Here is a 19,217-nt window from a genome sequence, read left to right as displayed (position 1 = left end):
GCCGGGACCCCATCATCACCGTTCACCTCAAGCTGCCGCAGCCAAATTGAATCAGCGGTCAGCTCCTCAAGCAAGGCGAGTTTTTCAACGGAATACCCGCAGAGCAGACGTTGGCGTCGAGCGCTGCGAACGACAGCTCGCCGCCCCCAGCTCACGACATTTTCGATAGAAGCGAGGGTCGAGCTGGTGATCGCGCGCTGGAGTACAGCACGCATGACGATTTCTGCGAGACCGGGGAAATGAAGAACCTGCGCGTCCGGATCCAGGTTTACGAAGTGTTCACGCGCCGGCGCCGTGAACTGCGACATCGACTAAAGGCGCGCGCGCTCGTCGACGGATCACTCTGAAGCGAGTTGTCCCAGGAGCGTCGAATGCGGCAGCAGCGGCAGGTCCGCTGCCGCCGCTTTTCGTTGGGTTTTCGAACTGCAAGGCCAAGGCCCGTTCTTGACCGCCGTCGCGTGTCCAAAAAATTTGGGCAGCTGACGCTTGGGTGCAGCAAATCAAGGCCCAAGGCCCCCTGGCTCAGGACACCGCGCAATAACGACGATCCGCAAGATGCGCCACATTACCTCGCTGCGCTTCAGCGAACGGTGATCTGATCATCGAGACGTCGATCTTCACCGCGTTGACCCGTTTCGCGAGCAGGGCTTTAGAGAACCCGTCGGGATTGTAGTTGGTGATCCCGATGTCACGCTCGACATGCCCCATCATGTAACGACGCTGCGTGTCCGGGCATTCCACTTCGATCAGTAGGTGATTGAAGGTCGTCCGGAAGCTGTGGAAGTCACGTTGAGGGTCGTAAACTTTGTGGTCCTTCCGATACCGGGTGAATTTCTTCGAGAAGTTCTCCGTAAACGTCTTCTTGTTCTCGCTACGCTCAAGCCAAGGGAAGAGACGCGGCTCGCCTTCACGTTCGCGCAGGGCAACCAAGTTCATGAAACCGAGTTTCAGCAAGTTTTCATGGATCGGTACCGTCCGGCGGGCAGCCTGGCTCTTCAGGCTCTGGCCGGGCCCCTGGCGGAGAACGATGCACGGCACGTCGTCGAGAACCTGGATGTCCGTGAGATAGAGTTGCAGAACCTCTTCGCTTCTGAGGCCGGCGTGCAGAGCGATCAGCGGCGCCCAGAACATCGGATCGCCAACATCGTCGAGCTTTTCCTGGAAAATGGGCGAACGGAAGAACGCATCAAGCTTTCCGCACCAGGTCAGGCGCTCATTGTCCTCTTCCAGTGTCTTACGACGTTCGAATTCCGCGGAGTCCCAGATGTGTTCTTCCATGATGTTATCGGACATACGTCCTGTCTTTATCAAGAAGAAGCACATGCGCTGGAAATCTTGCATGTGACGGTAGATCGTCGCGGTGGCAAGGCGCCGAACCTGATCTTTGAGCATCTCGGCTTCGATCTTGCCCGGGCTGGCCCCTTTCTTAGTCAGACGCTCGCGAGTGATCTCCTTGTTGCGTTTCTCTTGCGCATCTGCTTGGTCCGCTGCTTCGGCAGGTGACAGTTTGCTGGTTTTGGCCTGATAGGTCCGTGGTATGCGCGCGTACAATTCCCAAGCCGCAGTCAATTCGGAGTCCGTGATTTCGACGAAACGCTTGTCTCCGAGAATGCGTGTCATCAGTGCAGTTGTGGAGCGCACATTCGGTGCCGTGTTCTTGGCCCAACTTGCAGCGCCCTTCTTGTTTGCCTGCTCGGTCGGCTTGAAGCTCTTGTAGCCCTGACTGCGCAGCGAGATGTATTCTTCAGAGCATTCCTTGATCGTAAGCCCCGATTGTTGCGACGCATACGGTTCCGAGTCAGCGGGCTGTTTTGCGGCTACGGGTTCCGCCACCTCGGGTTCTGGTTTTGACGTTGGTACGTCTCTCGAAACCTGAGCCGACACGTCCTGTGAAGCTGCCCGGGGCGTGATTTGCGGCATGAGATGCTGCGGAACGTGCCCGACGGGCATCCGGATCGGGGACTGCATTGGCAACCCGGGCGCGGCGACGGGCACAGCGCAGGGCGCTCCGTCCAGTTGCTGCCGGGCCGCGGCGAGGACGAAGGTAGTTTCTCTGAAGTAGCCCTGGTCGCGTTCGATATTTTCCTCCGCGGCCTCGCGCATGTGCCGCAATGCCCGCAGGGCGAGGCCACGCCAGTCCGGGTCCGTCTCATCGAGTGCAATCCCGAGGCGCGCCGCGACATCCCGAAGCGGCTGACGGGCGACATCCACGTTTCGAAGCTTGTACGCGTCCCGGAGGCTTCCCACGGCGGCATGCGCGCAGGCCAACTCGTAGTCCGCGACCTCCCGGGTCCTTTCCGGCGCTTCTTCCCGAGCGAGATCTGCAGCTTCGATCAGGAAGCGGCAGAGCTCGACGAGGAGGGTGTTCATGATGTCGGGCGCGATCGCCATCGTTCTCTCCGTCACTCCGGCGAAGGCGACGTCGCTCAGAAGGGTGAGTTTCTGAGCCAGGGCCTTCGCGTCGGGGAGGACGTGCGTACGCAGCGAAAAAAGCAGACAGGGTTTGAGTCCCTGTGAATTTTTTTTCAGGACATGGCGCGGCAGGCGGCGGCGCCAATGAAAGCCCGACGGGCGGTATTCGAGATGGGGATGATTCCTGAGTTGAGCCCGCATGTCTGCGACTCCTGTGCCAGCGTTTGTGCCAAGCGGAGGGACAGGAATCGTGCCAAGCGCGCATTCTCGCGACGTTCGCCGCGATTATACCAATTTTTCAGCAACTTAGGGGAAATTGGCTCCGGCGGTAGGGATCGAACCTACGACCAATTGATTAACAGTCAACTGCTCTACCGCTGAGCTACGCCGGAACACGAGGTGCGTATAGCAACAGCGATTCCACGCGTCCAGAGGGGCGGGGCGAAAAAATCGCGGCGGGGTCACGAAAGTTCGAAGGTGGCCTCGGCGCTCAGGGGGCCTCGGGGCTGGACGATAGATTTCGAATAAAGATCAATGAGATGCGCGAGGACGTTTCGGGAGGCCGCCGGCAGGAGCGCGGGCGGGATATCGGTGTAGATGCGCCGCGCGAGGTCCTCGGCGCGGCCCGCCTGCAGGGCGAGGGCGGCGCGGATCTGCGCCTCCCGGCCGCGCCGGTGGTCGCGCAGCTCCGCAAGACGGGCATTGGGCGCCTCGATCACCGCGCCATGGCCCGAATGGAAATGCTGCCAGTCCCGCGTGCCCAGCCGCTCCAGCGAGGCCATGAAATCGGTCAGGTCGCCATCGGGCGGCGAGACCAGCGAACTGGCCCAGCCCATCACCAGATCGCCCACGAAGAGCGCCCCGTCCCATTCGAAGCCCAGATGGTTGCCGGTATGGCCCGGGATGTGATGCGCGATCACGTCCCAATCGGCGCCCGACACCGTGTCGCCATGGCCCAGCAGCACGTCCGGCGCGAAATCCGTGTCCTGCCCCTCGCCGCCGCCGACGTCGCTCTGCGCCGCGAGATCCTGCATCAGCGCGCTTCGGCCCGCCGCCGCATCGCCGAACGCATAGACCGGCGCGCCGGTCCGGTCCTGCAGCCGCGGCACCAGTGCCGTGTGGTCGAGATGGGCGTGGGTCACGAGGATATGGCTGATCTCGGCGCCTTTCGGCAACGCCCGCAGGATCGCCTCGAGATGGGCGGGATCGTCGGGGCCGGGGTCGATCACCGCGACCTCGCGCGTGCCGAGAAGATAGGTATTGGTGCCTTGATGCGTCATCGGCGAGGGGTTCGGCGCCAGCACGCGGGTGAGGCGTGGCGCCAGCGCCTCCGCGACGGGCAGGGGCGCCGGGCGCGCGGGGCCGGGACGGACGGGATCGGGCAAGAGAGCCTCCTTTCGCGATGGCGGCGGCGCGCGGGCTGCGCTAGCAATAACCATGTCTTTCGAATGGCTCAAACGCTACCTGCCGCGCGGCCTCTACGGACGGGCCTTCCTGATCCTGGTCCTGCCGGTGGTGACGCTGCAACTCGTGGTGTCGGTGGTCTTCATCCAGCGCCATTTCGAGGAGGTGACCCGCCAGATGACCGGCGAGGTGGCGCAGGCGATGAACGTGGCGCTGGCGCGCGACAACGCCTTCCGCGAGGTGATGCTCGATTTCGACGTGCGCCCGGTCACCGAGGCGGCGCTGCCCACGGGCACCGACCGGCGCTGGTTCGATTTCTCCGCGATCGTGGTGCACCGGACGCTGTCCGAGGAATTGCCGAACTTCGTGGCGGCCCGGCTTCCCGACGATCAGGACGTGTTTGTCTATCTGCGCCGCGACGACGCGCTTCTGGAGGTGCGATTCGACCGCGACCGGGCCTCGGCCTCGAACCCGCACCAGCTTCTGGTCTACATGATCTTCTTCGGCGCGCTGATGACGGCCATCGCCTATCTCTACCTGCGCAACCAGCTGCGGCCGATCACGCGGCTTGCCGATGCGGCGCAGGCCTTTGGGCGGGGGCGGCACGCGCCCTACGCGCCTTCGGGCGCTATCGAGGTGCGCAATGCGGGGCATGCCTTCCTCGACATGCGGGCGCGGATCGAGCGGCAGATCGAACAGCGCACGATGATGCTGTCGGGGGTCAGCCACGACCTGCGCACGCCGATCACGCGGCTGAAGCTGGGTCTCTCCATGCTCGACGATGCGGATCAGGCACCGCTTCTGGCCGATGTTGCGGAGATGGAACGGTTGATCGACGCGTTTCTCGATTTCGCCCGGGGCAATGCCGAGGCGGGCGCGCCCGAGCCGACCGATCCCGTGGCGCTTGTCACCCGCGTGGTCGAGGATGCGCAGCGCGCCGGGCGCGCCGTCACCATGCGCGAAGCCGAGGGCGCGGGCGAGGTCATGCTGCGCCCGGTCGCCATCCGCCGGGCGCTGGAGAACCTGATCGGCAACGCCGTGCGCTACGGCACGCACTGCGAAGTGTCGGTGAGCCTCACGAAGAACGCGCTGCGCCTCAGGGTCGAGGATGACGGCCCGGGCATCGATGCGGAGAGCCGCGACGACGCGATCCGGCCCTTCGTGCGGCTCGATCCCGCGCGCAACCAGAACCGCGGCTCGGGCGTCGGGCTGGGTCTGGCCATCGCCGCCGATATCGCCCGCGGCCATGGCGGGGTGCTGCGGCTTGGCGACAGCGAGACGCTCGGCGGATTGCGCGCGGATATCGTGATCGCGCGTTAGCGCAGGGCCGGGCCTGGGCAATTCCTATAACTTTATGGAATGGCCCGAGTTCGACGCGCTGAACGGCACGGTTTTGCCGCGTTTCGGGGGTTTCTGGAGGGCGTAATCCACCCTCTCAGGAGAGCACCTTACCATGAAGACACTCGCCATCCTCGCCACGCTTGCCGCAACTCTTCCCATGGCCGCGCTGGCCCAGCAGCAGTCGCAGCAGAGCACCGTCATCATCTCGACCCAGGGGCAGGGCGCGGCGATGGGCGACGGCGCCGTGCCGTCGGAAAACTTCCGGGGCCAGTGGTTCACCACGCCCGACGGGTGTTCCTACAGCCGGACGCAGGCGCCGGGATATCCCGTGCGGTGGATGCTGATCCTGAACCCGCGTCACATCGGTCAGCCGAATGCCCATCGCGGGTGCAAGTCCATGCTGTGACGCGCATAGCAGGCAGGTTCAGGGGGAGCGGATCGGGGCAGGGCGGGCCCGGCTTCGGTCCCCCGAGCTGCCCGCCGGGTGGTCCCGTCAGGCGTCGCCCGCAAGGCAGGCATCGCTCAGGAAGGTAGCGAGGTCGGTCCGGTCCAGCGGCTTCAGCATCCGCGTGACCCCCAGCGCCTCGCAGGCGCGCTGCACCGCCTCCGACCGGTCGGCGGTCAGGATGACGGCGGGCCGGGGCCCGTATTTCGCGGTCAGAATCTGCAGAAGCTCCGTGCCCTTGGGGCCCGCGCCCAGCTGCTGATCGAGGATCATCGCGTCGGGCATGATATCGAGATCCTCGAGCAGGCTCAGCGCCGCCTCGCCGTTCTCCGCCTCGATCACGTCGACCCCCCAGCTTTCGATCAGGAGCTGGATGGCGCGGCGCAGCTCGGGCTCGTTCTCGACCAGAAGCACGATCAGACCGCTGAGGCCCAGGTCGATCTTGCGGCTGCGCGCCGGGTCGCGGCGTTCGGGACCGGCCTGGCCCGCCACCGGCACCGAGACCCGGAAACAGGAACCGCGCCCCGGCTCTGACCAGAGCCCGAGCGGATGCCCGAGACGCGTGCAGGCCCGCTCCACGATGGCAAGGCCGAGGCCCAGCCCGTCATTGCGGCTGGCTGCCCGGTCGAGCCGGTGAAATTCCTCGAAGATGGCGTCCTGATCCTCTTCAGCGATGCCGGGGCCGCTGTCCCAGACCTCGATCCGGACGGAATTGCCCTGCCGCCGCACGCCGATCAGAACACGGCCCGCCTCGGTGTAGCGGATGGCATTGGCCGCGAGGTTCTGGATCACCCGGCGCAGATAGGCTGGGTCGCTTTCGACGATGGCGTGCGATGGCAGGATGGTCAGCCTCAGACCCTTCTCGGCGGCCAGCACCTCCATCTCGTCGCGCAAGGGGTCGAGGATTTCCGACAGCGCCACGGCGCGAATGTCGAAATGCAGCTTGTCGCTGTCGAGCTTGGAGATATCGAGCAGCGCGTCGATCAGGCTGACCGCGCTCTTGATCGCGGTGCCCGCCTTGGCCAGCACCTGCCGGTCCGCCGGATCGCCGAGCTTGTCGGAAAGCGATCCGATGAAAAGCTCGGCCGCCGAAAGCGGTTGCAGCAGGTCGTGCGAGGCGGCGGCCACGAAGCGGTTCTTCGAGGCATTCGCCCGCTCCGCCGCGTTCAGCGCATCCTCGAGCTCGAGCGTGCGTTCCATTACGCGCTGTTCCAGCATCTCGTTGATTTCGAACAGCCGCTGGGCCGCTTCGCGTTCGGCGGTCACGTCGGTCACGGAAATGAGGAAGCCGCCATCGGGCAGGCCGCGCCCGAAGACGTGCAGGATGTCGCGCGCGCCGTGCCGAACCTCGAACGAGATGGGCTCGACCGTGTGGCCGTGATCGGCCCAGTGGCGGAAGATCGTCCGGTCGACACCGCCGAGAAAAACGAAGGCCTGACCAAGCTGGTCGAGGATCGCATCGAAGGTCACGCCGAGCTGCATCAGCCGCGCGGGCACCGACAGGAGCGCGCCGATCTTCTGGTTCCAGCCCAGAAGCCGCCCCGACGCGTCGAAGATCGCGACCCCCTGGTTCAGGTGATCGAGCGTCGCCTGGATCATCCGCGCCTGCGCGCTTTCCAGCCGCGCGCGTTCCTGCCGCTCGATCCGGATGAGGTCGGTCACGTCGGTCTGAAGCACCACGGTGCCGCCCTTGCCGGTGCGCTGTTCGGAGACCTGCAGCCAGCGGTCCTGAGTCAGCTCCACGTTGAACATGACGTTGCGGTCCTGGTGCCGCGCCATGCGGCGAGCGCGCCAGGCCTCGGGCGTGTCCTTGTCGGGCAGGGCGAGGTAGCGGCTTCCTGCGATCCGCGAGATATAGCTGTCGAAGCTCATGTCGGGCGCGAGATCCGGCGCCACGTCGCGGAAATCGCGGCAGAAGCGCGAATTGAACATCACCAGCCGGTCCTGCGGATCGAAGAGGGCAAAGCCTTCCTTCACCGTCTCGATGGCGTCGGCGAGGTCGCGGCGGGCATCTTCGGCCTCGGCATTGGCGCGCGCCAGCTGGGCGTTGGAATCCTGCAGAAGATCGAGCGTGCGCTCCAGCTCCTCGGTGCGCTGGCGCACCCGCTTTTCCAGAAGCGCCGCGCGTTCGAACTGCACATAGGCCGCGCCCGATTGCGCGGTCTGGTTCTCGATCCGGCGCATCAGCGCATCGGCGATATGCAGAAGCTTGGCGTTCTGCGTCTCGATCGAATCGGCGGGATTGATCAGCGAGGCCGAGCTCATGGCCGGGACGCGTCCAGTTCGGGATCGGGCGGGTAGAAGGCGACGCCGGTCAGGGTCTGGTTCACGTGCAGCGCGCCGAATTGCTCGCCATAGGTGGAATAGCCGGTCACGTTGTGGCGCCGCAGGATCCGCGAGATGTCGCGGCTGCGCTGGCTTTTTTCCGCTTCGATACGGCGCAGGATGCAATCGCAGGCCAGAATCTGCAAAGGCGGCAACGGATCGGCAAGCCGGTCGAAGGCGCCGTCCAGATGCTCGGCGATGTCGGTGTGATCCGCCAGCGTCAGCACCATGCCCTCGTTGATGGCCGAGAAGAACACCAGCTCGCCCGCCGCGTTCACCCGCTGGATCGCGCGCACGTGGTGGCTGTCGCCCAGCCGCACGACCACCGGGTGCTCGGCGAAGGTGAAGGGGTCGAGCTGGTTCGGATCCTTGCCCAGCAGCCGCGCGTATTCCTGCGCGGCGGGGGCCGAGTTGATCTCGGTCACGATGCGCTCGTCGGGCCGGGCGCCGGTCACCACCATGCGGGTATCGGTCGGCACGAAATGGTCGATGGTGAAGACGCGCACCGCCGCCCGGGACCGGATCAGCGCGACGACGGCGGCGTTCTGCGCCGGCGCGCCCCCGCAGGCGAGCTGGGTCTGCACGAAGCGCGTGCCGTCCCCGGCCGATCCGCCGAAAAGCGGCATCGCGCCCAGGGCGGTGGCCAGCATGAAGGTCAGGTGTTCCTCGCGCAGCGACAGACCGTCGATCATCAGGTAGGCGAATTCGGACCAATCGGCGGGGGCCGCGTGGCGCAATTCGTGCCGGGTCTGGATCACGGCGTCGATGAAGGCCTGCGCGGCGATGTCGTGCACGTCCGGCACGGTGACGAGGCGCACGATGAAATCCTCGGCCGGAAAGGCGCTGGCGACGATCTGGCCATCCTCGTAGCCGTCGCGTCCAAGCTCGCCCGCGGTTGTGCAGGCCATGATCGGTGTGTCGGGGAAGCGGCGCTGCGCCTCGGCGAGGATCGCGGCGAAATCCGCCTCGGCGGTCACGAACAGGCAGACCAGCGCGAAGCGCCCGGGGCCGAGCGCCGCCGCGATATGCGCCATGGCGTCCGGCGTGGCCGCGGCGACCTGCGCCGTGCGCAGAATCGTGTGGCGGTCACACGCAGCACCGTCGGGGCTGTCGATTGCTCCGTCCAAGATCGAATGTCCTCTCCCTGCCGGAAAGGTTAGGAGGGATCTTCCCCGCTTGGCAAGACCTTCGCGAAGCTCGCCTCCTGCGCGATCAGCACCGCCTGGGTGCGGCTGTGCACGCCGAGCTTGCGCATGATCGCGGTGACATGGGCCTTGACCGTGGTCTCCGCGATGGAGAGCTCGTAGGCGATCTGCTTGTTGAGCCGCCCCTCGCAGATCAGCGACAGGATGCGCGCCTGCTGGTTGGTCAGCGTGGCCAGCCGGTCGAGCGCATCGGCGGGCGCCGAGCCAGCCTGTCCGCCATCGGGATCGATATAGCCGTCGGGCAGGAAATCGCGCCCGCTGGTTACCGTCTCATAGGCCTTGGCGAAGACCGCGCGCTGCGAATGTTTCGGCACGAAGCCGTTGGCCCCGGCCTTCAGGGCGTGGCAAATCATGCGGTTATCGGCCATAGACGAGGCCACGAGGATCTTCGCCTCGGGCGCGGCCTTGCGCAGCCGCACCAGCCCGTCGAGCCCGTTCACATCGGGCAGGTTGAGGTCGAGCACGACGAAATCGACGTCGCTCGTGTCGATCACTTCCAAGGCACCGGCCAGCGTGCCCGCCGTCGCCACCGACTCGAAATCGGAGATGGAGTTCAGCGTGAGCGTCAGCGCGTCGCAGAACAGCGGGTGATCGTCGACCACAAGCGCGTGGGAAAGACGCGAAGACGCGGCATCGGTGGCGGCTTGGATCATGGCGGCCCGGTCCTGATTGATACGTTTTGTCGCAAGAATGCTACGCCATGGCCCCGGGCGCGTCACTTGCCCAAAGGTCTCACTCCGATGCGAAAACCCGGTGTTCGGGCCGACAGGTCCTCAGCGTTCGGGCAGCAGGCCGCGCGGGCTGAAGCGCAGGACCAGAAGCAGGATCACACCCATGGTCAGAAGCCGCATGTGCTGCACGCTGTCGATCAGATGCGCCTTCAGCGCGCCTTCGGACATGCCCGCGGTGACGAGGCCCATCAGCGCCTGTCCCAGCGGCTCGACCTGCACCCAGGCGAACCAGATGAAGAACCCGCCCAGCACCGCGCCCAGATTGTTGCCGGACCCGCCGACGATCACCATCACCCAGATCAGGAAGGTGTAGCGCAAGGGCTGGTAGGAGGTCGGCGTCAGCTGTCCGTCGAGCGTGGTCATCATCGCGCCCGCAATGCCGCAGATCGCGGAGCCGAGGATGAAGACCTGCAAATGCCGCCCGGTCACGTCCTTGCCCATCGCCCGCGCGGCGGTCTCGTTGTCGCGAATGGCGCGCATCATCCGGCCCCAGGGGCTCTTGAGCGCGAGCTGCGCCAGCACCAGCACCGCGATCAGCACGATGGCGAACAGCACCGAATAGCCGAGCTTGACGTAAAGCGTCGAGGCGGTGGTGGGGTCGAGCCCGAGGCCTGCCGCACGCTCCGTGAAGGCCGGATCGGCCTGCAGATCGACCTCGTAGGGCACGGGCCGGGGCAGGCCGTTCACGTTTTTCACGCCGCGCGCCAGCCAGTCTTCGTTTTTCAGGATGGCGATGACGATCTCGGCGATGCCGAGCGTGGCGATGGCGAGGTAATCGGACCGCAGGCCCAGCGCCGTCTTGCCGATGATCCAGGCCGCGCCCGCCGCGAGCAGCCCGCCCACGGGCCAGGCCAGGAGGACCGGCAGGCCGAGTCCGCCCAGATAGCCCGATGTCGCGGCATCGACCGCTTCCACCGCCTCGACGCCCGCGTCGAAGACGGTGCGGAAGACGAAGAAGCCGACGATCAGAACGACCGCGACGATCCATCCGCGGGCGCGTCCCGAGACGCGCTTCCACGCGAAGACCGCGCCGACGATGGTCCCGATGCCAAGCGCCAGACCCGCCAGAACGCGCAGACCGCCCGCCGCCCAGGCGGCACCCACCGGCGGCATCGAGGTCAGCACGACCGCGAGACCGCCCAGCGCGACAAAGCCCATCACGCCCACGTTGAAGAGCCCCGCAAAGCCCCATTGCAGGTTCACGCCCAGCGCCATCAGCGCGCTCACGAGCCCCATGTTCAGGATCAGAAGCGCCGAGTTCCAGCTCTGGAAGACCCCCGTGCCGAGGACCAGCAGGGCGACGAGGGCGAAAAGCCCGGTGGCGCGCAGCGTATCGTTCATACCGATTTCCCCCGGAAAAGGCCCGTCGGGCGGAACAGCAGCACGATGACGAGGATCACGAAGCTGACCGCGAACTTGTAATCCGTCGACAAGAGCTGCACGAGACCGTCCGGCGCGAAGCGCTCGGGCAGGGTGTATTCCAGCACCTTTTTCCAGGCATAGGTGATGCCCACCTCCGAAAAGGCGATGACGAAGCCGCCCGCGATGGCACCCAGGGGCGAGCCGAGCCCGCCGACGATGGCCGCGGCGAAGATCGGCAGCAGAAGCTGGAAATAGGTGAAGGGCTTGTAGCTCTTGTCGAGCCCGTAAAGCACGCCCGCAATGGTCGCGAGGGCCGCCACGATGAGCCATGTCACCCGCACCACGCGTTCGGGATCGATGCCCGACAGCAGTGCCAGATCCTCGTTGTCGGAATAGGCGCGCATCGACTTGCCGGTGCGGGTGCGATTGAGGAACCAGAACAGCGCGACCACCACGATGATCGCGGTCACCACGGTCAGGCCCTGGGTGGTGCGCAGGGCCAGCCCCTCCTCGAGGCCGGTCAGGTCGCGGAAATCGCGCGCCGAGATGATGAAGCGCTCGCCATCGGCGAAGCGCTGATCGTCCGGGCCGAGCACCAGCCGCGTGACGCCGTTATAGATGAACATCACCCCGATGGAGACGATCACGAAGATCACCGGCACCACCTTCTGCCCGCGGTAGAAGCGGTAGACCACCCGGTCGGTGAACAGCACGAGCGCCGCGCAGCCTGCGATGCCCACCGGGATCGCCAGCAGCGCCACCGGCAGCGGCCCGAGCGACACGCCCATCGCCTGCAGGCCCCAGGTGGCGAGGATCGTGACCATGGTGCCGAAGGCCATCGTGTCGCCATGGGCGAAGTTCGAAAACCGCAGGATGCCGTAGACCAGCGTCACCCCGAGCGCGCCGATGGCGAGTTGGCTGCCATAGGCGATGGCCGGGATCAGCACGAAGTTCGACAGCGCCACGAACGCGTTGAGCAGGTCCATCAGCCGATCTCCTCGCAGGTGCCATGATAGGTGACGATCATCGGGCCCTCGAAATAATGCACCGAATAGCGCGCCGCGCCGTCCGGCGCCGCGGTCAGTAGATGCGCGCCATTGGCATTGCCGCCCTGAAAGAGGAAACCACCCTGGTCGAGCATCTGTCCCTCGCCGGTCATCGTCTCGGCATCGGTCACGAGCTGGACGATCTGCGTCGCGGCCTCCGCCATCTCGATATCGAGCGTGAATTCCGTCTCCGCACAGGCCTCCGCCTCGAAGCATTCGGTGGTGAAGCGGCAGGTCCCGGACATCGCTGCGGCAGGAAGAAATACAAGCAGGATCAGAAGACTACGCATCGTTCTTCATCCTCCGAGGAAGGAGCGGCGGACATCCGGATCGGCCAGAAGCTCCTTTCCGGTGCCGGTATGGGCGTTGCGGCCCTGCACGAGCACATAGCCTTTATCCGCGATTTCAAGCGCTTGCCGGGCGTTCTGCTCCACCATCAGGATGGGGATGCCGGTGCGCGCGACCTCGATGATCCGGTCGAAGAGCTCGTCCATGACGATGGGGCTGACGCCCGCCGTGGGCTCGTCGAGCATCAGCACTTTGGGTTTGGTCATCAGCGCCCGGCCCACCGCGACCTGCTGGCGTTGCCCGCCGGACAATTCGCCCGCCGCCTGGCGGCGCTTTTCCTTCAGGATCGGGAACAGGTCGTAGACCTGCGCCATGGTCTCCGCGATGTCGTCCTCGCGGATGAAGGCGCCCATCTCGAGGTTTTCCTCGACGGTCATCGAGGTGAAGATGTTGTGGGTCTGGGGCACGAAGCCCATGCCCTTCAGCACACGGTCCTGCGGCGAAAGGTCGGTAATGTCCTCGCCGTCGAGCCGCACCGCCCCTTCGCGCAGATTCAGCATGCCGAAGACGGCCTTCATCGCCGTGGACTTGCCCGCGCCATTGGGGCCCACGATCACCGCGATCTCGCCCGGATCGACGGCGATGGTGCAGCCATGCAGGATGTCGGCACCCTTTCCGTAGCCGCCGGTCATGGCGTCCCCGATCAGGAAGGGCCCGTCCGGGGCGGGACGCGCATGGCCGCCCTTCTTGACGGGATCGGCCGAGGAGGGCGCGGTTTCGGGCCCGAGGGAGCGGTCCTTGTTGCCGCGTCCGGAATAGGCGTCGCTCATCCCGCCGCCTCCTTGTTCTTGAGGCCGGTGCCGAGATAGGCCTCGATCACCTGCTCGTTGGCCTTGATCTCCTGGATCGTGCCCTTGGCGAGCACCTTGCCCTCGGCCATCACGATGACCGGATCGCAAAGGCGGCCGATGAACTCCATGTCATGCTCGATCATGCAGAAGGTGTAGCCGCGCTCTTCGTTCAGACGTTTGATTGCGTCGCCTATCGTATTGAGAAGCGTACGATTCACGCCCGCGCCGACCTCATCCAGAAAAACCACCTTGGCGTCGACCATCATCGTCCGGCCGAGTTCCAGAAGCTTCTTCTGACCGCCGGACAGGTTCCCGGCCTTTTCGTCCTTCAGATGGGAAATCGTCAGGAAATCAAGCACCTCGTCGGCTTTCTTCAGAAGGCTCGCCTCTTCCTCGGCGATCCGTCCGCGTCCGAACCAGGCATTCCAAAGCGTTTCGCCGGACTGGCTGCCCGGCACCATCATCAGGTTTTCGCGGCACGACATCGACGAGAATTCGTGCGCGATCTGAAAGGTGCGCAGCAAGCCCTTGTGAAAAAGCACATGCGGCGGCAGGCCCGAGATATCCTCGCCATCCATGATGACGCGGCCAGAGGTCGGCGGCAGCGCGCCCGCGATGACGTTGAAGAGGGTGGATTTGCCCGCGCCGTTGGGGCCCACAAGCCCGGTGATCGACCCGGTGGCGATCTTCAGCGAAGCGCCGTCCACCGCACGGAAGCCGCCGAAATGGCGATGCAGGTTTTCAACCTCGATCACGTGTCCATCCCCTTATCGTCCAGCCTCCCGCGGCCGGTTGGCGGCGTCGTTTACGCAAAACGGCCCGAGATGCAAACCCCGGGCCGTTCCAAAATCGTATCGGGACCGATCAGCGGTAGCCGACCACGCTGAGCGCACCGCCATCGACGGTGTATTCCGCGTAGGAGCCCGCCGCTTCGCCGGAGCCCACGAGTTCCACGCCCGATGCGCCCTGGTAGTCGACCTCGCCGCCATCGGCGATGATCTGGAGCGCCTTGGACAGCTCGCCCGGCAGGATCGGCTCGCCGGGGGCGTTGGCCACGTCCATGATGGAGCCCGCATATTCGGACGCATCGGTGGAGCCCGACGCCGCCATCGCCAGCAGCAGCAGCGCCGCCGCGTCATAGCTTTCACCCGCATAGACCGAGGTGCCGTCGATACCGGCCTCGGAGGCCATCTCCGCAAAGCGCGCGGCACCTTCGTTCTCGCCGCCCGGTGCCGTGCCGATGGAGCCGTCGATATCGGCGCCGAAGCGGTCGGTCAGGCTGTCGCCGATCATGCCGTCGCCGAAGGCGAACATGTCGAACGCCCCGGTGTCGAGCGCGCCCTGGATGACGCCTGCGCCGCCCTGGTCGACGTAGCCGAGCACCACGAGCGCATCGCCGCCCGCGGAGGCCAGCGCGCCGACTTCGGCGGAATAGTCGCCCTTGCCGTCCTCATGCGCGGCTGACAGCGTCACCTCGCCGCCCATGCCCGAGTAGGCCGCGACGAAGGCATCGGCGAAGCCCTTGCCGTAATCGTTGTTGGTGTAGGTCACGGCGACCGAGCCGATGCCCTTTTCGTTCAGGATCGTGGCCAGCACTTCGCCCTGGCGCGCGTCGGAGGGGGCCGTGCGGAAGAACAGGCCGTTATCCTCGGCGGTCGAGAGCGCGGGCGAGGTGGCCGCGGGAGAGATCATCGCGATGCCGTTCGGCACCGCCACATTGGCCAGAACGGCGGTGGTCACGCCCGAGCAGTCGGCGCCCATGATGCCCACGACGCCGTCGGAGGTGATCAGACGTTCAGCCGCGGCGGTCGCGGCGGCGGCATCGACGCAGGTCGCGTCACCGCGCACGGGGGTCACGGCGGCGCCCTCCATGAAGTTCGCATCGCCAGAGACTTCGGAAATCGCCATTTCGGCGCCGGCGCCCATCGCGGGGGTCAGGCTTTCGATCGGTCCGGTGAAGCTGAGCAGCACGCCCAGCTTGACTTCGCTCGAATGACCGGCGGCCATCGCGGCGCCGGTGGTGAGTGCGGTGGCGGCGGAAGCCATCAGCAATTTCTTCATCGGTATCTCCCTGTTTGAGGATCGTTGTCCTGGCGCGGAAGGTAGGCGGCGCTTTTGGAAAAGGGAAGGGGGCTCGCGTAAGGTCAGCGGGCCGTGCCCGCGTCGGCGGGGGGCGGAACGGAGCCGGGCCGGGGCAGCGCGAAATAGGCCGTGTCGCACCATTCCGTGCCGCCATAGAGGAAGTTCTTTTCCGCAAAGCCCGTCTGCCGGAAGCCGAGCCGCGTCAGCACCCGGCGCGAGGCGGTGTTGCGCGGGTCGATCTCGGCGGTCAGGACCGGCTCATCAGGGAATTTCGCAAAGGCCCGGGGCAGGATTGCCTGCAACGCCTCGGTCGCAAACCCGCGGCCCCAGTGGCGGGGATTCAGGATGAAGCCCAATTCGGGCATTGCCCAGACGCCCGCCTTGCCGATGGCGCGGCCTTCGAGATCGAGGATGTATTCCTCGCGGGTGTCCGGCGGGCCGTGGATGAAGTGATTCAGAAAGGCTCGGGTCTGATCGCGGTTCTCATGGGCTGGACGGTCCCAGTAGCGCATGGCGCGGGGATCGCTGAAGATCGCGTGCAAATCCTCCAGATCGTCGGGCCGGGCGGGCCGGAGGGTCAGCCGCGCCGTCGCGATCATGTCTCGCGCATTTTCCCGTGGCTGCCGCGCTCGCGGTAGGGCGTCGTCTCGTAATGGGCGCGGTAGCATTTGGAGAAATGCGAGGGCGAGGTGAAGCCGCAGGCCAACGCCACGTTGATTACGCTCATATCGGTCTGCATCAGCAGGTTCCGCGCCTTCTGCAGGCGCAGTTCCATGTAATAGCGCTTGGGGCTGCGGTTGAGATAGCGCCGGAACAGCCGTTCGAGCTGGCGGGTGGACATGCCCACGTCGCGGGCCAGCGCGGCGGGGCTGATCGGCTCCTCGATATCGGCCTCCATCCGCTGGATGACCTCGGCGAGCTTGGGATGCCGCACGCCGATTCGCGTGGGCACCGACAGGCGCTGGACGTCCTGATCGGTGCGGATCGCCGAATAGATCAGCTGGTCGGCCACGGCATTGGCCAGCGCCTCGCCATGGTCGTCGGCTATGAGCTTCAGCATCAGGTCGAGCGAGGCGGTGCCGCCCGCCGTGGTGAAGCGGTTGCCGTCAACGGTGAAGACCGCCTTGGTCAGCTCCACCTCGTCGAATTCCTCGAGGAAGCTGTCCTGGTTCTCCCAATGGATCGTCGCGCGTTTGCCGTCCAGAAGGCCGGCCCGGGCGAGGACATGCGTCGCGGTGCAGAGGCCGCCCAGCTGGTGCCGGCCCCGCGCCTCGCGCCGCAGCCAGGACAAAAGCGGCTTCGTCGTGGCCTTCTGGACCGCAAGCCCGCCGCAGATCACCACCGTGTCGTCCCGCTGCAGCGGCAGCAGGTCGCTGTCGAGCTGGAAGGTCGTGCCCGCCGAACAGGTTACCGTGCCGCCGCCTTCGCCGACCAGCGTCCAGGAATACAGCTCCCGTCCCGCCATGCGATTGGCAAGGCGCAGCGTCTCGACCGCCGAGGCGAAGGAGATGAGCGTGAACTGATCGAGCAGCACGAAGACGAAGCGCGACACCCGTTCGGGTTCGGGACTGTCTGCGCTCTGACGCTGTGTCTGCATGGGCAACCTCGAGGGATGTCCGGCCGCTCCGCCGCGCCCGGACCTGCCCCCACAATTCAGAACTCGGATGCGCCGTCAAGAAGCGCCGGTTCCGGCGGATCGCGCAAGGCCCCCGCGCTGCCGGTCAATAGACGCGCTGGACCCGGCGCGACAGGAAGAAGCCGTGACCGGTCCGGTTGCGGCAGGTCAGGCCGGTCCGTTCGGACGTACAGGTGATTCCGCCGAAATCCTCGGTCCGGCCGTAAGGCATCTGCGAGCTTTGGGAAAAGTTGCGCAGGCCCGGATCGCAGCGCATGCGAACGGGCCCGCGATCGCCCATCTCGAAGGTATGCCCCCAGCCGACGCGGCAATCGGCGGGTGCGGGACGCGCGGGCGGGCCGGAGCGATCCCAGATCGAACAGGTGATGTCGCTGCTGTTGCGCGACAGGCCGACATAGCAGTCGATATTCCCGGACGGTGTCTCGAACGGAAAGACGTCGGCAGAGGCGGGCAGGGCGAACAGGCAAAGAAAAAGCGCGAAAAGACGTCTCATGGGAAATCTCCAAACTCGTAATGCGAAGATGATTGCGAGCGGGTGACCCATGGTCAAGCGCAAGCTGCCGATGGCTTTCGACAGCGGCCTTTTTCCGTGGCCTCCGGAGTTTTGGGTGGTATAGGCGGTTGGCGCTAACGCATAGAAAGACCGAAGCGGAGACAGACGATGAGCGATTGGCAGAAGACGACGTGGCGGCAGAAGCCCCGGGTGCAGATGCCGGATTATACGGATCAGGCCGCGCTGGAGGCCGTGGAGGCCCAGCTGGCGAAATATCCGCCGCTCGTCTTCGCGGGCGAGGCCCGGTCGCTGAAAAAGCAGCTCGGTGCGGCGGGCCGCGGCGAGGCGTTCCTGCTGCAGGGCGGCGATTGCGCCGAGGCCTTCGATCAGTTCTCCGCCGACGGCATCCGCGACACGTTCAAGGTCATGCTGCAGATGGCGATGGTGCTGACCTACGGCGCCAAGGTGCCGGTGGTGAAGGTGGGCCGGATGGCCGGGCAATTCGCCAAGCCGCGGTCGGCGCCGACCGAGACGGTGGACGGGGTGGAACTGCCCTCCTATCGCGGTGACATCATCAACGAGCTGCCCTTCACCGCGGCCGCGCGCATGCCCGATCCGCAGAAGATGCTGCAGGCCTACACGCAGGCCGCCGCGACGCTGAACCTGCTGCGGGCCTTTTCGACCGGGGGCTATGCCGACGTGCACCAGGTCCATGCCTGGACGCTAGGGTTCACCGATGCCGACGAAGCCTCGAAATACCGCGAGATGGCGGGGCGGATCTCCGACACGCTCGATTTCATGAAGGCGGCGGGTCTCGAGAGCGAGACCAACCACAACCTCAAGACGGTGGATTTCTACACCAGCCACGAATCGCTGCTGCTGGAATACGAAGAGGCGCTCTGCCGGCTCGATTCCACCTCCGGCAAGTGGCTCGCGGGATCGGGTCACATGATCTGGATCGGCGACCGCACGCGGCAGCCCGATGGCGCGCATGTGGAATTCGCGCGTGGCGTGCTGAACCCGATCGGTTTGAAATGCGGCCCGACGACCACGGCGGAGGACCTCAAGGTCCTGATGAAGAAGCTCAATCCCGAGAACGAAGAGGGCAAGCTGACGCTCATCGCGCGCTTCGGGGCGGGCAAGGTCGGTGAGAACCTGCCGCGGCTGATCGAGGCTGTGCGGCAGGAAGGCGCGAAGGTGACCTGGGTTTGCGATCCGATGCATGGCAACACGATCAAGAGCCAGTCGGGTTACAAGACGCGGCCCTTCGATGCGGTGCTGCGCGAGGTGCGCGACTTCTTCGCAGTGCACAAGGCCGAGGGCACGATCCCCGGCGGCGTGCATTTCGAGATGACCGGCCAGGACGTGACCGAATGCACCGGGGGCGTCTATGCCGTGTCGGACGAGAACCTGTCGGACCGCTATCACACCGCCTGCGATCCGCGGCTCAACGCCTCACAATCTCTGGAGCTGGCGTTCCTCGTGGCCGAGGAACTGACCGCCTACCGCGAGGCGAAGGCGGCGGTGAACGGCTGATCCGCGCCGATCCATGCGATTTTGCAGAAGGCCGGCCTTTCGGGGCCGGCCTTTTTCATG

18 protein-coding genes and 1 tRNA gene are annotated in these 19,217 nt (G+C 65.7%); 3 read left to right on the top strand and 16 right to left on the bottom strand.

Going from position 1 to position 19,217, the window contains the following annotated elements:
- From BW990_RS21665 to BW990_RS19325, 4 genes are all read right to left on the bottom strand, one after another.
- Nucleotides 1-308: hypothetical protein (locus tag BW990_RS21665; protein WP_143526292.1), on the bottom strand; the 308-nt coding region annotated here is incomplete at its 3' end.
- Between the two features lie 214 nt (nucleotides 309-522).
- Nucleotides 523-2,613 carry a site-specific integrase gene (locus tag BW990_RS19335; RefSeq protein WP_076450842.1) on the bottom strand — a complete coding sequence of 697 codons (2,091 nt, stop codon included), beginning with the start codon at nucleotides 2,611-2,613 and terminating at the stop codon, nucleotides 523-525.
- Between the two features lie 116 nt (nucleotides 2,614-2,729).
- Nucleotides 2,730-2,804 (bottom strand) — tRNA-Asn (locus BW990_RS19330).
- Between the two features lie 69 nt (nucleotides 2,805-2,873).
- A complete protein-coding gene (locus BW990_RS19325) occupies nucleotides 2,874-3,797 on the bottom strand; it encodes an MBL fold metallo-hydrolase (RefSeq protein ID WP_234990317.1) in 924 nt (307 codons plus the stop codon).
- Nucleotides 3,798-3,849: 52 nt separating this feature from the next.
- On the opposite strand from BW990_RS19325, the gene BW990_RS19320 reads away from it, so the two are divergent.
- Nucleotides 3,850-5,136, top strand: coding sequence for an ATP-binding protein (locus BW990_RS19320; RefSeq protein WP_076450840.1), 1,287 nt, complete (start codon nucleotides 3,850-3,852; stop codon nucleotides 5,134-5,136).
- Between the two features lie 133 nt (nucleotides 5,137-5,269).
- The gene (locus BW990_RS19315; RefSeq protein ID WP_076450837.1) at nucleotides 5,270-5,563 is read left to right on the top strand and encodes a hypothetical protein; all 294 of its coding nucleotides are present in this window, start codon (nucleotides 5,270-5,272) and stop codon (nucleotides 5,561-5,563) included.
- 87 nt (nucleotides 5,564-5,650) lie between these two features.
- Here BW990_RS19315 and BW990_RS19310 read toward each other — a convergent pair whose 3' ends face one another.
- The 12 genes from BW990_RS19310 to BW990_RS19255 all read right to left on the bottom strand — a co-directional run bounded on the left by BW990_RS19310 (nucleotide 5,651) and on the right by BW990_RS19255 (nucleotide 17,621).
- Nucleotides 5,651-7,867, bottom strand: a complete 2,217-nt coding sequence (locus BW990_RS19310) for a hybrid sensor histidine kinase/response regulator (protein ID WP_076450835.1) — start codon at nucleotides 7,865-7,867, stop codon at nucleotides 5,651-5,653.
- Nucleotides 7,864-9,054: an FIST N-terminal domain-containing protein gene (locus tag BW990_RS19305; RefSeq protein WP_076450833.1), complete on the bottom strand. Its 1,191-nt coding sequence runs from the start codon at nucleotides 9,052-9,054 to the stop codon at nucleotides 7,864-7,866. Before BW990_RS19305 ends, BW990_RS19310 begins: the two co-directional genes overlap by 4 nt.
- Nucleotides 9,055-9,083: 29 nt before the next feature.
- Nucleotides 9,084-9,785 (bottom strand): response regulator, encoded by a 702-nt coding sequence (locus BW990_RS19300; protein WP_076450831.1) that lies wholly within the window; start codon nucleotides 9,783-9,785, stop codon nucleotides 9,084-9,086.
- 120 nt (nucleotides 9,786-9,905) lie between these two features.
- Nucleotides 9,906-11,204, bottom strand: coding sequence for a branched-chain amino acid ABC transporter permease (locus tag BW990_RS19295; RefSeq protein ID WP_200798076.1), 1,299 nt, complete (start codon nucleotides 11,202-11,204; stop codon nucleotides 9,906-9,908).
- Nucleotides 11,201-12,211, bottom strand: a complete 1,011-nt coding sequence (locus tag BW990_RS19290) for a branched-chain amino acid ABC transporter permease (RefSeq protein WP_076450829.1) — start codon at nucleotides 12,209-12,211, stop codon at nucleotides 11,201-11,203. Before BW990_RS19290 ends, BW990_RS19295 begins: the two co-directional genes overlap by 4 nt.
- Entirely contained in the window at nucleotides 12,211-12,561 is a 351-nt protein-coding gene (locus BW990_RS19285) for a hypothetical protein (RefSeq protein WP_076450827.1), read from the bottom strand. The genes BW990_RS19290 and BW990_RS19285 overlap by 1 nt, the downstream gene beginning before the upstream one ends.
- Before the next feature lie 6 nt (nucleotides 12,562-12,567).
- Nucleotides 12,568-13,389 carry an ABC transporter ATP-binding protein gene (locus BW990_RS19280; protein WP_076450824.1) on the bottom strand — a complete coding sequence of 274 codons (822 nt, stop codon included), beginning with the start codon at nucleotides 13,387-13,389 and terminating at the stop codon, nucleotides 12,568-12,570.
- Entirely contained in the window at nucleotides 13,386-14,165 is a 780-nt protein-coding gene (locus BW990_RS19275) for an ABC transporter ATP-binding protein (RefSeq protein ID WP_076450821.1), read from the bottom strand. Before BW990_RS19275 ends, BW990_RS19280 begins: the two co-directional genes overlap by 4 nt.
- 109 nt (nucleotides 14,166-14,274) lie before the next feature.
- Nucleotides 14,275-15,471 (bottom strand): ABC transporter substrate-binding protein, encoded by a 1,197-nt coding sequence (locus BW990_RS19270; protein ID WP_076450818.1) that lies wholly within the window; start codon nucleotides 15,469-15,471, stop codon nucleotides 14,275-14,277.
- Between the two features lie 83 nt (nucleotides 15,472-15,554).
- Nucleotides 15,555-16,091, bottom strand: a complete 537-nt coding sequence (locus BW990_RS19265) for a GNAT family N-acetyltransferase (RefSeq protein WP_076450816.1) — start codon at nucleotides 16,089-16,091, stop codon at nucleotides 15,555-15,557.
- Nucleotides 16,088-17,089 (bottom strand): GlxA family transcriptional regulator, encoded by a 1,002-nt coding sequence (locus tag BW990_RS19260; RefSeq protein WP_076450814.1) that lies wholly within the window; start codon nucleotides 17,087-17,089, stop codon nucleotides 16,088-16,090. Before BW990_RS19260 ends, BW990_RS19265 begins: the two co-directional genes overlap by 4 nt.
- A gap of 124 nt (nucleotides 17,090-17,213) precedes the next feature.
- On the bottom strand, nucleotides 17,214-17,621 hold the full coding sequence (locus tag BW990_RS19255) for a DUF6636 domain-containing protein (protein ID WP_076450812.1): 408 nt from the start codon (nucleotides 17,619-17,621) through the stop codon (nucleotides 17,214-17,216).
- A gap of 168 nt (nucleotides 17,622-17,789) precedes the next feature.
- Between BW990_RS19255 and BW990_RS19250 the strand changes: the two genes are divergently transcribed.
- A complete protein-coding gene (locus BW990_RS19250) occupies nucleotides 17,790-19,157 on the top strand; it encodes a class II 3-deoxy-7-phosphoheptulonate synthase (protein ID WP_076450809.1) in 1,368 nt (455 codons plus the stop codon).
- Nucleotides 19,158-19,217: the final 60 nt, after the last annotated feature.

Origin of the sequence: Roseivivax lentus (assembly GCF_900156805.1) — a bacterium.
Taxonomy (GTDB): domain Bacteria; phylum Pseudomonadota; class Alphaproteobacteria; order Rhodobacterales; family Rhodobacteraceae; genus Roseivivax; species Roseivivax lentus.
The sequence above is the reverse complement of the archived record's forward strand: the minus strand, read 5'-3'. Positions and strand labels throughout refer to the sequence as shown.

Excerpts from the sequence above, each read along its gene's own strand:
- BW990_RS19315 (WP_076450837.1), top strand. The coding sequence starts at position 5,270 with ATGAAGACACTCGCCATCCTCGCCACGCTTGCCGCAACTCTTCCCATG.
- BW990_RS19250 (WP_076450809.1), top strand. The coding sequence starts at position 17,790 with ATGAGCGATTGGCAGAAGACGACGTGGCGGCAGAAGCCCCGGGTGCAG.
- BW990_RS19280 (WP_076450824.1), bottom strand. The coding sequence starts at position 13,389 with ATGAGCGACGCCTATTCCGGACGCGGCAACAAGGACCGCTCCCTCGGG.
- BW990_RS19320 (WP_076450840.1), top strand. The coding sequence starts at position 3,850 with ATGTCTTTCGAATGGCTCAAACGCTACCTGCCGCGCGGCCTCTACGGA.
- BW990_RS19255 (WP_076450812.1), bottom strand. The coding sequence starts at position 17,621 with ATGAGACGTCTTTTCGCGCTTTTTCTTTGCCTGTTCGCCCTGCCCGCC.
- BW990_RS19285 (WP_076450827.1), bottom strand. The coding sequence starts at position 12,561 with ATGCGTAGTCTTCTGATCCTGCTTGTATTTCTTCCTGCCGCAGCGATG.
- BW990_RS19335 (WP_076450842.1), bottom strand. The coding sequence starts at position 2,613 with ATGCGGGCTCAACTCAGGAATCATCCCCATCTCGAATACCGCCCGTCG.
- BW990_RS19295 (WP_200798076.1), bottom strand. The coding sequence starts at position 11,204 with ATGAACGATACGCTGCGCGCCACCGGGCTTTTCGCCCTCGTCGCCCTG.
- BW990_RS19310 (WP_076450835.1), bottom strand. The coding sequence starts at position 7,867 with ATGAGCTCGGCCTCGCTGATCAATCCCGCCGATTCGATCGAGACGCAG.
- BW990_RS19270 (WP_076450818.1), bottom strand. The coding sequence starts at position 15,471 with ATGAAGAAATTGCTGATGGCTTCCGCCGCCACCGCACTCACCACCGGC.
- BW990_RS19300 (WP_076450831.1), bottom strand. The coding sequence starts at position 9,785 with ATGATCCAAGCCGCCACCGATGCCGCGTCTTCGCGTCTTTCCCACGCG.
- BW990_RS19265 (WP_076450816.1), bottom strand. The coding sequence starts at position 16,091 with ATGATCGCGACGGCGCGGCTGACCCTCCGGCCCGCCCGGCCCGACGAT.
- BW990_RS19290 (WP_076450829.1), bottom strand. The coding sequence starts at position 12,211 with ATGGACCTGCTCAACGCGTTCGTGGCGCTGTCGAACTTCGTGCTGATC.
- BW990_RS19260 (WP_076450814.1), bottom strand. The coding sequence starts at position 17,089 with ATGCAGACACAGCGTCAGAGCGCAGACAGTCCCGAACCCGAACGGGTG.